14 protein-coding genes are annotated in these 14642 nt (G+C 62.9%); 8 read left to right on the top strand and 6 right to left on the bottom strand.

What is annotated here, in order from left to right; genetic code table 11:
- Positions 1-134: 134 nt before the first annotated feature.
- Positions 135-737 carry a GNAT family N-acetyltransferase gene (locus ACT8X9_RS00950; RefSeq protein WP_444267822.1) on the bottom strand — a complete coding sequence of 201 codons (603 nt, stop codon included), beginning with the start codon at positions 735-737 and terminating at the stop codon, positions 135-137.
- A gap of 84 nt (positions 738-821) precedes the next feature.
- Positions 822-1253 carry a glucose PTS transporter subunit EIIB gene (locus tag ACT8X9_RS00945; protein ID WP_227620636.1) on the bottom strand — a complete coding sequence of 144 codons (432 nt, stop codon included), beginning with the start codon at positions 1251-1253 and terminating at the stop codon, positions 822-824.
- 206 nt (positions 1254-1459) lie between these two features.
- Here ACT8X9_RS00945 and prmA point away from each other — a divergent pair, with 206 nt between their 5' ends.
- Positions 1460-2374 carry a 50S ribosomal protein L11 methyltransferase gene (gene prmA, locus ACT8X9_RS00940; RefSeq protein WP_444267821.1) on the top strand — a complete coding sequence of 305 codons (915 nt, stop codon included), beginning with the start codon at positions 1460-1462 and terminating at the stop codon, positions 2372-2374.
- Between the two features lie 155 nt (positions 2375-2529).
- Positions 2530-3273, top strand: a complete 744-nt coding sequence (locus tag ACT8X9_RS00935) for an RsmE family RNA methyltransferase (RefSeq protein ID WP_444267820.1) — start codon at positions 2530-2532, stop codon at positions 3271-3273.
- Positions 3274-3319: 46 nt separating this feature from the next.
- On the opposite strand, the gene ACT8X9_RS00930 is transcribed toward ACT8X9_RS00935, so the two are convergent.
- Both ACT8X9_RS00930 and ACT8X9_RS00925 read right to left on the bottom strand, forming a co-directional pair.
- Complete coding sequence (locus ACT8X9_RS00930) at positions 3320-4930, bottom strand: phosphoenolpyruvate--protein phosphotransferase (protein ID WP_444267819.1); 1611 nt, start codon at positions 4928-4930, stop codon at positions 3320-3322.
- Entirely contained in the window at positions 4927-6099 is a 1173-nt protein-coding gene (locus tag ACT8X9_RS00925; RefSeq protein WP_444267818.1) for a patatin-like phospholipase family protein, read from the bottom strand. The genes ACT8X9_RS00930 and ACT8X9_RS00925 overlap by 4 nt, the downstream gene beginning before the upstream one ends.
- Before the next feature lie 135 nt (positions 6100-6234).
- Here ACT8X9_RS00925 and ACT8X9_RS00920 point away from each other — a divergent pair, with 135 nt between their 5' ends.
- Positions 6235-6885 carry an HAD family hydrolase gene (locus ACT8X9_RS00920; protein WP_444267817.1) on the top strand — a complete coding sequence of 217 codons (651 nt, stop codon included), beginning with the start codon at positions 6235-6237 and terminating at the stop codon, positions 6883-6885.
- A gap of 83 nt (positions 6886-6968) precedes the next feature.
- Here ACT8X9_RS00920 and ACT8X9_RS00915 read toward each other — a convergent pair whose 3' ends face one another.
- Positions 6969-7700 carry a LytR/AlgR family response regulator transcription factor gene (locus ACT8X9_RS00915; protein ID WP_227621809.1) on the bottom strand — a complete coding sequence of 244 codons (732 nt, stop codon included), beginning with the start codon at positions 7698-7700 and terminating at the stop codon, positions 6969-6971.
- Positions 7701-7842: 142 nt separating this feature from the next.
- Here ACT8X9_RS00915 and ACT8X9_RS00910 point away from each other — a divergent pair, with 142 nt between their 5' ends.
- Positions 7843-8802, top strand: coding sequence for a glycosyltransferase family 2 protein (locus tag ACT8X9_RS00910; protein WP_444267816.1), 960 nt, complete (start codon positions 7843-7845; stop codon positions 8800-8802).
- Between the two features lie 195 nt (positions 8803-8997).
- Here ACT8X9_RS00910 and ACT8X9_RS00905 read toward each other — a convergent pair whose 3' ends face one another.
- On the bottom strand, positions 8998-10797 hold the full coding sequence (locus tag ACT8X9_RS00905) for an aminopeptidase P family N-terminal domain-containing protein (RefSeq protein WP_444267815.1): 1800 nt from the start codon (positions 10795-10797) through the stop codon (positions 8998-9000).
- A gap of 171 nt (positions 10798-10968) precedes the next feature.
- Here ACT8X9_RS00905 and ACT8X9_RS00900 point away from each other — a divergent pair, with 171 nt between their 5' ends.
- From ACT8X9_RS00900 to ACT8X9_RS00885, 4 genes are all read left to right on the top strand, one after another.
- Entirely contained in the window at positions 10969-11853 is an 885-nt protein-coding gene (locus tag ACT8X9_RS00900; RefSeq protein ID WP_444267814.1) for a PH domain-containing protein, read from the top strand.
- Between the two features lie 203 nt (positions 11854-12056).
- On the top strand, positions 12057-13280 hold the full coding sequence (locus tag ACT8X9_RS00895; RefSeq protein ID WP_444267813.1) for a GTP-binding protein: 1224 nt from the start codon (positions 12057-12059) through the stop codon (positions 13278-13280).
- Between the two features lie 26 nt (positions 13281-13306).
- Positions 13307-14269: a TIGR03943 family putative permease subunit gene (locus tag ACT8X9_RS00890; protein ID WP_227621815.1), complete on the top strand. Its 963-nt coding sequence runs from the start codon at positions 13307-13309 to the stop codon at positions 14267-14269.
- Between the two features lie 28 nt (positions 14270-14297).
- A partial coding sequence (locus tag ACT8X9_RS00885; protein ID WP_444267812.1) for a hypothetical protein occupies positions 14298-14642 on the top strand: 345 nt, incomplete at its 3' end.

The following is a 14642-nucleotide window of genomic DNA, read 5'->3' as shown; positions in this document are numbered from 1 at the left end:
AAACATAGCAGTCGATTTTACATTTCCGGTCAAACTGTCAAAAACAGCCGCTGACCTTTGTGCATCCCGCCCGGCGGAGGGGACAAAAAAGGCTGCTCCACCCTCCGTGAAGCAGCCTTTTGCGTTCTTTTTTCTTAGAATTTTTCTTCTGCGCCGTCCGGGCGGTAGAGCTGGACGTATTTCCGCCACTTGTCCTCGCCCATGACCCGGCTGTAGCAGTCGGCCAGCGCCTTGTTGGCCTCTCCGGCCTCCATCGCGCCGCCCTCGGCAGGCAGCACCAGCACCCGGAACCATGCATCGAAGAGATGCTCGGTCCAGCCGGTGTCAACAGCGCCGCAGCGGGCGTAGAAGCCCAGACGGCGGACGGCCATCGCCCTGTCGTCCGCCTTTTCGGGGCACTCGGCCTCGATGAGGATGGCTTTTGCACCCTCCTCGTGGGCGGGCAGAGCGGCCAGCAGCTTTGCGCCCACCCCCGAGCTGCGGTAGGCGGGCAGGACGGAGAAATAGTCCAGCTGGCTCACTTCGCAGCCCGCGGGCCGCACCATCAGCAGGTAGGACACCAGCGTGTCCTCCGCGAACACGCCCCATGTGTGGGCCATGCCGGCGGCCTCGCTGTTCAATATCATGCTCAGCGGTTTCAGCTCGCTGGGCGGGAAGTCGCGGCGCATCTCGTCCAGATACACCCGCGTCAGCTCGTCGGCGGTAAGTTTTTTCCAAGTGAGGTTCTGGGGCTTCATATCGGGTTTCCTTTCCTATTGAATTAAAAAATACCGCCGGGCCGGGCACTGAGGCCCGCTCCCGGCGGCGCTGCATCGGATGTTTTACAGCTGCTTGCGCAGGGCGTCGTACACGGCCTGCACATCGCCCTTGATGACCACCTGACAGGCGTTCTTGGCCGGGCGGATCACGCCCTCTGCACCTGCGGCCTTGGCTGCGGCCTCATCCACGGAGGCATAGCTGTGCACCTCGAAGCGGAGGCGGGTAGCGCAGTAGTCCATCTTGATAATGTTCTCTTTGCCGCCGAGGGCTTTCAGGAGGCCGGAGGCCATTGCCTCGCTCTCGGCCGAGGTCATGCTGGGCGTCTCCGCCCCGCCGTTCTTGTGGTCGTGGCAGTACTTGCGGCCAAAATAAAAGCAGGCCATCGCCGCCATCGCCAGAACGATCTTCACCGGCAGAGAGACCGGAAGGAAGGTGACGATGAGTGCAATGACGATGGCAGCGATCCAGCTATAAATATCCATTCCCAAAAACATACGATAATTCCTCCTTTGGGGAACACAGCGGCGGGCACTCCTGGCAGGAAGCGCCCGGGTCTGATCCGGGTACGACTCCATATTAACATACCGCCGGAAAAAAAGAAAGCCTTTTCGCACATCTTTCGCCCCGGGAGCTTGCATCCCGGGCCGGAATCGGGTACTATAAAGGCAGTATATCCCGAATACACGGAAGGAGCATCCTTATGGAATGGACTGATATTCGCCTGACCGTATCCAAAGCCGACGCCGAGGCCGCCGAGGCCGTGGCCACCATGATCGCGGAGGGCGGCATCTATATCGAAGACTACAGTGACATCGAAGAGCAGGTGGAGCAGATCGCCCACGTAGACCTCATCGAGCAGGAGCTGCTGGACAAGCCCCGGGACACCGTCATCATCCATATGTATCTCGAGCCGGGGGACTCCCCGGTGGAGACGCTGGCCCTCATTGCGGCCCGGATGGAGGCCGCAGGCATCCCCTACACCTCCGAGACCGAGGGCGTAGAGCAGGAGGACTGGCAGAACGGCTGGCGCAAGTACTACCACCCGATGGACGTGGGCCAGCGCCTCGCCGTCGTGCCCTCGTGGCAGGACTACGAGACGAGCCGCGTCAAGCTCATCCTCGACCCGGGCCTCGCCTTCGGCACCGGCGGCCACGAGACGACCAACCTCTGCCTTGAGGTGCTGGACGAGCGGGTCAGGGGCGGCGAGCGGGTGCTGGACATCGGCACCGGCAGCGGCATCCTCGCCATCGCGGCCCTTAAACTGGGGGCAGCCGTGGCCGAGGGCGTGGACATCGACCCCGTGGCCGTCCGCACGGCCGGGGAGAACGCCGCCCTCAACGGCGTGGCCGACAAGCTGACCGTCCTCGTGGGCGACCTGTCCGACAAGGCCAGCGGCAAGTACGACATCATCACCGCCAACATCGTGGCCAACGCCATCATGGCGCTGGCCCCCGCCGTCCCCGGCCTGATGGCCGACGACGCCGTCTTCATCGCCAGCGGCATCATCGACAGCCGGAAGAATGAGGTCATCGCCGCGCTGGAAGCTGCCGGCCTCGCCGTGCTGGAAGTGAAGGAGAAGCGCGGCTGGGAGTGCATCGTCTGCAAGAAGGCGTAAATTTTTTAACGGGCTTGCCCTCTCCGTCATTGCTTACGCAATGCCACCTCTCCCAAAGGGAGAGGCTCAAAGCCTCACCGCCGCGTCTTTGGCTCTCCCTCTGGGAGAGCTGTCACCGAAGGTGACTGAGAGGGCAAGGACGCTCAGGAGGAACTATGCCGCACCGTTATTTTACCACCGAGATCTCCGACGGCACTGCCGTGCTGCGGGGGGCTGACGCCCACCATCTCTCCCGCGTCATGCGGGGGAAGCCGGGGGACACCGTCATCCTCTGCGACGGCAACGCCGTGGAATACACCGCCACCATCACCGGCTTCGGCGACGAGACGGTGGAGTTTTCCGTCGAGCCGGGCTATCCCAGCGCCGCCGAACCCACTGTGGACGTCACCCTGCTGGTGGGCTACCCCAAGCAGGACAAGCTGGAGCAGGTCATCCGCCACGGCGTCGAGCTGGGCTGTGACCACTTCATCCCCTTCTTCAGCCGGTACTGCGTGGCCGCCCCCAAGAAGGAGGAGCAGAAAAACGAGCGCTACAACCGCATCGCCTTCGAGGCCGCCAAACAGTGCGGACGGGGGGTGCTGCCGGATGTAGCCCTGCCGCTGCCCAACTTCGGCGCAGTCTGCCGCAGCCTCGGGCAGTACGACCTCGTGCTCTTCTGCTACGAATGCGGCGGCGCGCCCCTTCGCCAGCTGCTGGCCGAGGCAAAGCCCGCCGACGGCCAAAAGCGGAAGATTGCCGTCATCACCGGCGCAGAGGGCGGCTTTGCCGCCGAGGAAGCCGAGATGGCCGCGCAGGCCGGGGCAAAGACCGTAGGCCTCGGCCCCCGCATCCTCCGCTGCGAGACGGCCCCGCTGGCCGTCGTCTCCGCCGTCATGACCCTGACGGGAAATCTCGAATGATATGCAGCAAAAAGGGCGTCCCGCCGCGGCAGGACGCCCTTCTTCTTTATCTTGCTTCTGCATCCCGCAGGGCCTTTTTGATGGCCAGAAGGTTCTGGGGACTCATGGAGAAGCTGCGCAGGCCGAGGCGGAGATACTGGGTGGCGTTGACGGCGTTGCCGACGGCAAGGCCGCAGATCGTCACAGGGATGTCGGCCTTTTTCGCGGCGTCCACCACCATGGCGATGAGCTTTTTCATGGCCGGGCTGGCGGGGCGGTAGTAGTGCTCTGCAATGGCCAGCTCCCGGCTCACGGCGTGGGTGTACTGGGTCAGGTCGTTAGTGCCGATGACAAAAAAGCGGCAGCCGTGGGCCGTAAAATCCTCTGCCGTCAGACAGGCGGCAGGGATGCTGAGCATGACGCCGAAGGGCACATCCGGCTCGAACTCCTCCCCCCGCTCCGTGAGCTTGCGGCGGCAGTAATCCACCACCTGCATGGCGGAGTCCCAGTCCTCGATGTCCGTCACCATGGGGAACATGACCCGCAGGGGGCCTTTGGCGGCGGCCCGCATGAGGGCACAGATCTGGACTGCCATCTGGGGCAGGTTGCGCAGGCTACTGCGGATGCCCCGCAGGCCCAGCTTGGAGGACTGGACGCCCTGATAGGCGTCCGCCATCGTGCGGTCGGCACCAAAGTCGAAGGTACGCACCGTCACCATCTTTCCCTTGGCGGCGGCGAGGCAGGAGGTATAGAACAGATATTGCTCCTGCTCGTCCATGGCGTGGCCGGGCAGCATCATGTAGCTGCTGCGCAGCAGGCCCACGCCGGACGCTCCGGAGCTCATGGCCGTGCCCACATCCTCCGGGCCGAAGCAGTTGGCCAGAAGCTCGAACTCCTCGCCGTCCCGGGTGCGGTTGGGCAGCTCCAGCTGCGCGTTCAGCTCCTCGTTCTGGCGCTGCAGCTCGCAGATGCGGGTGATGGCGCTCTGGCGGGCGGCGGCGTCCGGGTCAAGGATGCACTCGCCCTCGGTGGCGTTCAGGATGACCTCGCGGCCATCGCAGTCCTCGAGGAAGTCCCGTCCCACCTGCGTGATGCCCGGGATGTTCAGCGAGCGGGCGATGATGGCCGCGTGGCTCTGGCCGCTGCCCTCGGCGGTGATGAGGCCGAGGATGCGTCCCGGCGGGACGCTGAACAGGTCGGTGGGCATGAGCAGGTCCGACGCGATGATGACCGGGTGGTCGAGGGCCAGCCAGCTGCGGGGGCGGCGGCAGAGGATGTTGGTGATGCGCTGGGTCACGTCGAGGATGTCCACGCTCCGCAGCTGCATATAGGCGTTGTCCTTCATGGCCGAGAGCTGGGCCGCATAGCGGCGGCCCACACGGTCCATCGCCTCGGCCGCACCCACACCGGCCCGGATCTGGAAGTTGACCTCATTCATGAAGCCCTCATCCTCCAGCATCATGCTCTGGAACAGAAAGATGGCCTGCTCGGTGGGGGCGGCGCGGTCTGCCATATCGTCCAGCTCCTTCTGAGCCAGCTGAATGGCATCTTCCAGCGCCTGCTTTTCCTGCTCGGGATGGAACGGCCCCTCGCCAAAGACCAGCGGCGGGCGCTCAAGACGGCTCACCTGCCCCAGCACAAGGCCGGGCGAGGCGGTAAAGCCCTTGTATCTCTTCATGTTTCCATTTCCTCCGGCGGCACCCTGCCGGTCAGCGCCCGGCAGACCAGTGCCTGCAAAAAGGTGTTGGGCAGCAGCGCGGCCCGCGCGGCCTGTGCCGGGCCTGCCTCGCCCTCGAACAGCGGCCCGAAGCGCGAAAGACGCCCAAAGTCGCATTTTGCAAGGAACGCTTCTTCCAAACTGCGGGTGGTATAGTAGGGGGCCGGGTCTACGCCCACATCCTCGGCAACGGCTTCCAGCGGGGCCAGCTCGGCATCCGAGAGCTTCGCCAGCAGGAGGGCAATGTCCGCCGTCAGGGTGGAGGGGTGCTTCTCCCGCACCTCCTTCTGGACGGCCTCAAAGGCCGCGTGGAACGCGGCAGCGTCCGCGCTGCTCCCGGCCCCGCTGTCCACAGCGTAGGCACAGCCGCGCAGCCGCCCAAAGGCCCGCAGGGTATCGTGATAGCCCAGCTCGATGTTCCGCCGGGCGGTGGCGGGGTCGAAGTGAAGGATGTCGCCCAGCTCCCAGTAGCTCCGGATGAGGGTCGTGGGCAGGCCGGTGCGGTTGGGGCGGGTGATGCCCACGCCCTCAAGGTCCACGCAGACCAGCTCTTCCGCCCCCATCTTCTGGGCCAGCGCCGTGGGCATATTGTCCCGGTAGCCGCCGTCCAGATAGGAAACGCCGTCGATGGTGTGGGCGCGCAGGGCCGGGAAACAGGCCGCCGAGGCCAGCAGGTAGTCTTTCACCTTTCCCTCCGGGATCTCTTCCAGCGGAAGCTCCCGGGCCTTGAGCGTCTTCTGCTCCACCGTGACGAGACCCAGCCGGATGGGGCTGCGGCGGAGGGCGTCCTCGTCCAGCACCCGCTCCACGATTTCTTCCAGCGGGGTGACGTCCATGCCGCCCTGCGTCACGGCGTCCTTGAGAAAGGCGTGCAGCTCCGGCAGGGGCGCGTCCTCGGCGGGCAGCTCTATCACATCCTGACTGCGGATGGTGAGCCACATATCCCGGGCCGTCTCGTAGAGGTCGAGGGCGAACATCGCACCGTTGAGGCTGCCCACGCTGGTGCCCGTGATGATCTGGGGCCGCCAGCCCAGCTCGGTGAGCGCCCGCCAGACGCCCACCTGATAGCTGCCGCGTGCACCGCCGCCTGCCAGCACCAGCGCCCTTATGGGGGTGTTGTTCTGCGCCATATCTGCCGCCTCCTTTGATGCGCTCCGGTTTTTCCTAGATTATAGCATATTTCCCGGGAGATTTCTCTCTGTTTTTGTAACAAAAAATATGCTATAATAAATTCACTTTGCCAGAACGATTCAGGAGGACCACAGATGCACCGCAAACAATGGATATTCGACATGGACGGCACCCTCACCGACAGCATGACCGTGGTGTGGCAGGGCGCACCGCTGGAGCTGCTGCGCCGCTATGGCCGCGAGGCCCGGCCCGGCATCCACGACGTCCTTCTGAGCATGGGGATGGTGGAGGGGGCGGAGTATCTCATCCACACCTACGACCTGCCCCTCACCCTCCGGGACTACGAACCCGCCATGCGGCAGGTCATCCGGGACCTGTATCAAAAGGTCGAGCTGAAGCCCGGCGTCCGGGAGATGCTGGCCCGGCTGAAGGCCGAGGGGGCGCGGATGTGCATCTGCTCCAATACATGGGCTGACCAGTGCGAAGAGGTCCTCACCCGGCTGGGCGTGGCGGACTATTTCGAGTTTTTCTGCACCGCACAGGGCGCGAAGAGCAAGGCCCACCCCGCCGTGTTCCATGAGGTGCTGGGCCGTCTGGGCGGCAGCGACCCCGCCGACGCCGTCGTCTGTGAAGACGCCGTCTACGCCTCCCGCACCGCAAAGCAGTGCGGCTTTTACCTCATCGACATCGAGGATGCGTGCAGCGCCGCCGACAAGCCGGAATTGCAGCGGCTCGCAGATCAGTACATCCCCGACTGGACGAAGCTGGACTGGGCGGAGCTTTAAGAAGCGGTTTTAGCGCAAGGCAAGAATTACAGCAACATGAAAACAGCAGTGGGGAGGCTCATTCCGGGCCTCCCCACTGCTGTTTATTGAAACTGCTTTTCCAGATAATCCCGCAGCGCCGTCCGGGCCGCAGGCTCCCGTCCGCGCGGCACAGGCACCCGCGCGCCGCTCTGCATCCAGAACTCGCTCGCTGCCAGCTGGGAGACTGCCGCCAGATTGACCACATAGGAGCGGTGGAGCTGGACGAAGCGCTCGTCTGCCAGCAGCGGCTGGGCCACCTGCGCGAAGGGGACCCGGACCGAGAGGGAAGGCACATCCTCGCCGCTGGCGAGGTGGAAATGCACCACATGGTGGGTACACTCGAGGTACTCGATGTCCGCGAAGGGCAGCACCCGCAACCCCGACGCCGTGGCCACCGGGATGGCCGGGCCGTACTCCGGCTCGGTGGCCCGGGCCAGCAGGGCCATCAGCTGCTCGGGCGGGACGGGCAGCAATAAATACTGCATGGCGTCCACCCGGTAGGCGCTGTAGGCGTGGGCGGGCGTGTGGGCCAGAAAGGCCATCGGCGTCCTGCGTCCCCGGCTGCGGAGCGCCGCCGCCGCCCGCAGCGACGCAGCGGCCGCCGTGCTGGGCAGCTCGATGAGATACAGCTCGTACCGCTCCCCGGCGTCGTCCCGGGCCAGCAGGGCCTCCGGGCCGTCCAGCTGCTCGACGATGCAGGCATCGTCCCGCCGGGCATAATAGTCGAGGCACTGCCGCTCCACCCGGCTGCGGAGGACGCTGTCCGGGCTGCACACTGCGATATGGAAGATCAATTCAAAGCCCCCTTTCGGGCCTGCCGCCGGGTGCTTGCTTTTTCGGCCCGGTGGGAGTATCATTGCTGTAAAAAGCGCTATCGCAAAGATGCCGTTTTGATAGGCGCTATTTTTGAAAATTGCGATAAAAGGAGAAACTGCTATGGAAATGCCCCTCGTCAGCATCATCCTGCCGGTGTACAATGCCCAGAGCCATCTGAACCGCTGTCTTGGCAGCATCTGTGCCCAGCAGTATGAGGATCTCGAGATCATCGTCATCAACGACGGCTCCAAGGACCAGAGCCTGCCCGTCTGCGAGGAGTTCCGCAAAAAGGACAGCCGCATCCTGCTGGTGGACAAGGCCAATTCCGGCGTGTCCGACACCCGCAACCTCGGCCTCAAGCTGGCCAGCGGTAAGTACGTCCAGTTCGTGGACAGCGATGACTACATCGCCCCGGACTACACGGCCCGGCTGGTGGAGGCGGCGGAGCAGTCGGGCGCCGACCTCGTCATCTCGCCCTACACCATGGTCATCCCCGCCGGGGCATCCAAGCCCGAGCAGGTGCTGGAAAAGGTCCAGGACGACCTCGGCGTCATGCACGTTGCCCGCCCGCCGGAAACGAGGGAATACGGCTTCTTGCCCGCAGGCATCTACGACAAGGACACCTTCGCCCTCCGCCTGATGGACAAGCCCGCTTCGTATTTTTACGGCGTGCTCTGGAACAAGCTCTACCGCCGCGACCTTCTCGCGGCCCACGACATCCGCTTTACCAGCGAGATGCGCTGGGCCGAAGACCTCGTGTTCAATATGCAGTATATCCAGTACGCCGAGGTCTTTGCGTCCATCCCGCAGCCCGGCTACTACTACGTCCAGAACCCCCAGAGCATCTGCCACACCCAGATCAAGCCCGCCACCCTCGTGCAGAACAAAATTCAGGTGTTCCGCTACTACAAAGACCTCTACACCCGCCTCGGGATGTACGAGGAGGTGCGTCCTCAGCTCTACAAGTTCCTCATCGACATCGCCGAGAGCACCTATCCCTCCGGCCCCTTCAAAAAGGTCATCGACGAGGCAAAAGCCTACTGGAAGGAGCACAAGGCCGAGCTGGAGCAGAGGTCCTGACGAGAAACAAAAACGGGCTGTTGCACATCCCAACCTCTCAGTCTCGCATTCGCTCGACAGCTCCCCTACCGAGGGGAGCCTCTGGCGAAGAGGGAAAGCTTTCCGGAATGCCAAGGCCTCTCCTCGATAGGAGAGGTGGCATTGCGAAGCAATGACGGAGAGGTTGTCGATATGCCGCAGCCCTTCTTTTATTTGTTATGCCCCGATGGCGGCGCACTTCTTGGCCAGCCAGTCGCGCTCATCCTCGGTCAGGCGGGGAGCCAGCTTCTCGAAGACCTCGCGGTGGTAGGCGTTCAGCCAATCCAGCTCGTCGCGGCTCAGCACGCCGGGGACGATGGGGGAGGTAGCGATGGGCACGAACGTCACCGGACGGAAGGCGAGGAACTCGCCGTACTGGTTGGAGGCCTTGTGATAGCACTCCAGCTCGTTCTCGATGCGGATGCCCACGACGCCGCCCTCATAGACGCCCGGCTCATCGGTGACGATCATACCGGGCTTGAAGACGGTGGTGTTGCGGCCATTCAGGGCGTGGGGGCCTTCGTGGACGTTGCCCACATGGCTGACGCTGTGGCCGGTGCCGCAGCGGTAGTTGATGAGGTGGCGCCACAGCGGCTCGCGGGCGATGGTGTCCAGCATATGGCCGTCGCAGTAGTCCAGCCAGACAGCCCGGGCGATGTCGATGTGGCACTGGAGCGTCCAAGTGTAGAACAGCCGCTCGTCCTCGGTCAGCTCGCCCAGCGGGTAGGTGCGGGTGATGTCGGTGGTGCCGTCCATGTAGGTCGCGCCGCTGTCCACCAGCAGGAAGCCCTTCTTCTCCAGCTTTGCGTGATCTTCCTCGGTGGCGTGGTAGTGCATCATGGCGGCGTTCGGGCCGTAGGCGGCGATGGTGCCGAAGCTCTCGGTCAGGAACTTGTCCTGTGCGCTACGGTACTTGTGGAGGATCTCGTCGATGGTCAGCTCGGTCAGCTCCTCGCCGGCAGCCAGACGGTTCTCCAACTCGATCTGGAAGCGCACCATGGCCACGCCGTCCCGGAGGTGGGCCTCGCGGGTGTGGGCCAGCTCGACTTCGTTCTTGACGCCCTTCATGGGCAGCAGGGGGTCGGCCTCATCCTTGACGGTAAGGGCCGGGTTGGCCTCCAGCGTCTGATAGACAGCATAGTTGACGGAGGCGGGGTCGGCCAGCACGGTCTGGGTCTCGGTCTGGGCGGCGAGGAAGGAGAGCACATCGTCGTACTCTGCCAGCTCGACGCCGTTCTCCTTCAGCTCGGCCGCTGCCTCTGCGCTGACGCGGGCGGTGTTGATGAAGAGAGTCGCCTTGTCCGGGGTAACGTAGCAATAGGCCATGGCATAGGGGGTGCACTGGATGTCCATGGCGCGGAGGTTGAGCAGCCATGCGAGGTTGTCCAGCTTGCCCACGAGCTGTGCGGTGCAGCCCAGCTCAGAGAGCTTCGCACGCAGCTGGCCCAGCTTTTCGGCGGGGGAGAAGCCTGCATATTCCTTCGGCAGGATCCACGCCGGGGTAGCAGGCAGGGCGGGACGGCCCTCCGTCCACAGCTCGTCCTCGAGGTTCAGCAGCTTGATGGTGCCCTTCTTGGCGTCCAGCTCTTTTTGCAGGCTGCGCACCAGACCGCAGGAGGCCGTCAGGCCGCAGAGGCCCAGCTTGCCGCCCTCGGGCAGGACTTTGGCGCAGTACTGCTCGGCGGTGGGCACATCCGGCTCACCCATCCGCATCAGCTGGATCTCAGTACCTGCAATTTCCTTCTCGGCCTGCACAAAGTAGCGGCCATCCGCCCAGACGGCGCTCTCGGTCATGGTCACGACGAAGTTGGAGTTCTCGCCGTGGAAACCGGAGAAGTAGGTCAGAGCGGTGTAGTGGTCCGGCATATACTCGCTGGCGTGCGGGTCGCCCACCGGAATGAGGTAGACGTCCACACCATTTGCCTTCATGGCCGCGCGCAGGGCGGCCAGACGCTCAGGAACGGTATTCATGCTCATATCAAAAAAGCCTTCTTTCTTTGTTCTGCCGGAAAAACGCCCGGCGGCGATGATCTGCCGGGTCTATTGTATCATTCTGCGCCACAGAATGCAATTCGTGGGCATCATTTTGACTTTTTGCCGCGTTCCGTGTATCCTAGGGCCATAGACTTATTGAATGGAGGCGTTCTTATGGCATTTTCCATCATCATGCTCACCTGTCTTATCGTCTGCGTCGGCATCGATTATCTGAGCCTGAAGCACATCGACCAGAACGGCGCTCTGCTGGGCGTCACACTGCCACCGGACGCTGCCGCCCTGCCCGAGGTGCAGAGCATCGTGCAAAAATATCTGCGCTGGTTGCGCATCATCTGCCTGCTCTGCGCCGCCGGGGGCGTCGGGCTGTTTTTCCTGCCCGATTCGCTGCTCCGGGTCATGGTCTGGGTCTATTTCTTTTTCGGAAGTCTGGCTCTGCCGTATCTGCCCTGTCTGTGGGCAAACCGCACCCTCCAAAGGCTGCGGGACGCCCACGGCTGGCCCGCAGCCCCCGGAGATGTCCCATGGAAATACGGTCTGTTCTATTATGCTCCTGACGACACGCGCGCCTCTGTGCCTAAGCGCATCGGCAAGGGGACTACCGCCAACCTCGCCGCCCTCCGGGGGAAGCTCGCTGTGACGGTCAATGTCATTGCAATCGCTGCTATCCTGCTGACCGGGCCGGTGCTAGGCGTCCTCGACCACACGCCCGCAAGGCTGGAATTGCAGGTATCACCCACCGTAGAGCTGCAATCTTACCACGGCAAGACCCGGAAGTACATCATCCCTCTGGACAGCATCACCAAAGTACAGGTCTATTCCTCTCTGCCGGAGGCAAGCCGGGTCGGCGGCATCGACTTGGAGCACTACTGGCAGGGCACCTTCGTCATGGTACACGACGGCACTGTCCACCTCTGCCTCGACCCCACCGCCGGAAAATTCCTGCGAGTGGAAACGGAGGGCGGCATTTTCTGGCTCACCGACGAGACGGACGAACAAACTGAAAAAGTAGCGGACTGGCTCACGGAAGAGCTGAGCTGACCCGAAAACGCAAGCAAATTGCAAAAAATGTTACAATTTTCTCATCAAAAAGGCCAGTTTGCCATTGACAGCCTTGTTATAATAGGAGTGTAGGAATTTTTCCGGGTCAGCACTCAGCGCCCCGGATTGCTTGTAAGGCCCGAAGGGCCTGCTGGGCAGCGCCTTTTGCGGGCGGCTGCATAAAAGAAAGAGGCATTTCGAATATGACCAAGATCGACATTTTCTCCGGCTTCCTTGGTGCCGGTAAGACCACTCTGATCAAGAAGCTCATCAAGGAGTCCTTTGCAGGCCAGAAGGTCGTGCTCATCGAGAACGAGTTCGGCGAGATCGGCATCGACGGCGGCTTCCTGAAGGAGTCCGGCATCCAGATCAACGAGCTGAACGCCGGCTGCATCTGCTGCTCTCTGGTGGGCGATTTCCGCGCCGCACTCCAGCAGGTGGTGGAGCAGTACCACCCCGACCGCATCGTCATCGAGCCGTCCGGCGTCGGCAAGCTGTCTGACGTGACCCGCGCTGTCGAGGGCGTGGCCGAGCATCTGGACGTCCAGCTCAGCAGCTTTGTCACCGTGGCCGATGTCAACAAGGTCAAGATGTATATGAAGAACTTCGGCGAGTTCTACGACGACCAGATCAGCCACGCAAGCTGCATCATCCTCAGCCGCACCCAGACCGCCTCTGAGGAGAAGATCGCCGCCGCTGTGGCCCTGCTGCGTGAGAAGAACCCCACCGCCACCATCGTCACCACCGCATGGGACGCTCTGACCGGCGAGCAGATCCTGAAGGCCATGTCCACCAAGAACGACTTCAAGGCCGAGCTGATCGCCATGGCGGCCAAGGCCAACGAGGAGCGCGCTCACGAGGACGAGGAGGAAGAGCATCATCACCACCATCATCATTACGATGAGAACGGCGTCTGCACCTGCGGCCATCATCACGATGAGGATGACGACGATGATGAGGATGAGGAGCACGAGCACCATCATCACCACGACCATGATGACGATGACCACGACGGACACTGCTGCTGCGGTCATCATCACGACCACGACGAGGACGATGATGAGGACGAGCATGAGCATCACCACCACGACCACGATGACCACGACGGTCATTGCTGCTGCGGCCATCATCACCATCATCACGACCATGACGCCGACGAGGTCTTCACCAGCTGGGGCGTCGAGACGGCCAAGAAATTCTCCAAGGCAGACATCGAGCACGCCCTCACCGAGCTGGACTCCGGCAATTACGGCATGATCCTCCGCTCCAAGGGCATCGTGGACGGCGGCGCCGACGGCTGGCTGGAGTTCGACTACGTTCCCGGCGAGTGGGAAGTCCGCGCACGCGGCGCAGATGTCGGCGGCAAGCTGGTGGTCATCGGCTCCAAGCTGGATGAGAAGGCCATCGCAGCACTGTTCGGCTGCTGATATTGGCCCTGAAAGGATAAACGATTATGGCAAATGAGATCCCGGTATACCTGTTTGTGGGCTTCCTCGAGAGCGGCAAGACCAAGTTCATTCAGGAGACCTTTGAAGACCCCAACTTCGACTCCGGCGACAAGACCCTTCTGCTGGTCTGCGAGGAGGGCGAAGAGGAATATAATCAGAAAAAGTTCGCCTTCCCCGGCGTGACCCTCTACAACCTCGAGGACAAGGCTGAGCTGAACCCCCAGAACCTCGCCAAGCTGGCCAAGGAGGCCGATGCAGGCCGCGTGGTCATCGAGTACAACGGTATGTGGATGCTGCAGGATCTGGCAAACAACCTGCCCGAGAACTGGATCGTCTACCAGTGCATCGCCACCGCCGACGGCACCACCGCCCTGACCTACGCCCGCGACAACTCCATGCGCGCGCTGATGCTGGACAAGATCGCCCGCAGCGAGCTGATCGTCTTCAACCGCGCCGAAGCCGTCAACAACGACGCTGCCCGTCAGGAGCTGCACAAGCTGGTGCGTCAGGCCTCCCGCAAGTGCGACATCGCCTATGAGTTCAAGGACGGCAGCGTGGCTTACGACGACATCCCCGACCCGCTGCCCTTTGACATCAACGCCCCGGTCATCGACATCCCGGACGAGGATTTCGGCATCTGGTATATGGACTGTCAGGACGAGCCGCAGAAGTACACGGGCAAGACCGTCAAGTTCCTCGCGCAGGTCTGCCAGACCAACCGCGCCGGCAAGAACAGCTTCGTGCCCGGCCGGTTCGCCATGACCTGCTGCGTGCAGGACATCCAGTTCGTGGGCTTCCCCTGCAGCTACGACGGCTACAAGGCCCTCGAGCAGCGGGCTTGGGTCAAGGTAACGGCCAAGGTGGGCTACAAGTTCCACAACATCTACCGCGGCAAAGGCCCGGTGCTCACTGCTCTTTCGGTGGAGCCTGCCGAGAAGCCGCTGAACGACGTGGTCACGTTCTCTTAAATCACCACACTGCCAAGGAGGTCATGACATGAAAGCAATCTTCCGCATTCTGGGCACTGCCGCCGCTGTGGCGGCTACTGGTGCTGCCATCGTCATCATGGACAAGTTCCTGAACGAGAAGGCCGCTCCTTTCATCGAATCCATCGAGTTTCCCGAGGACGCCGAGCAGGACGATGCAGAGGCCGCCAAGACCGCCGAGGCATACGCCGAGGGTGAGGCCAAGGCAGAGGCCGAAGCCGCCGCACCGGCGGAAGAGGCCTCTCCCGCCGAAACGCCTGCCGCACCAAAGGCAGAGGCCGAAGAACCTGCGGCACCGGCCAGCCCGGACGAGGAGCACCCGGTCTATGACCCCGAGGCCCCGAACCCCAACCAG

This window comes from Faecalibacterium sp. (assembly GCF_052358865.1).
GTDB classification, from domain to species: Bacteria; Bacillota; Clostridia; order Oscillospirales; family Ruminococcaceae; genus Faecalibacterium; species Faecalibacterium butyricigenerans.
This window is presented reverse-complemented; position numbering and strand designations above follow the sequence as displayed.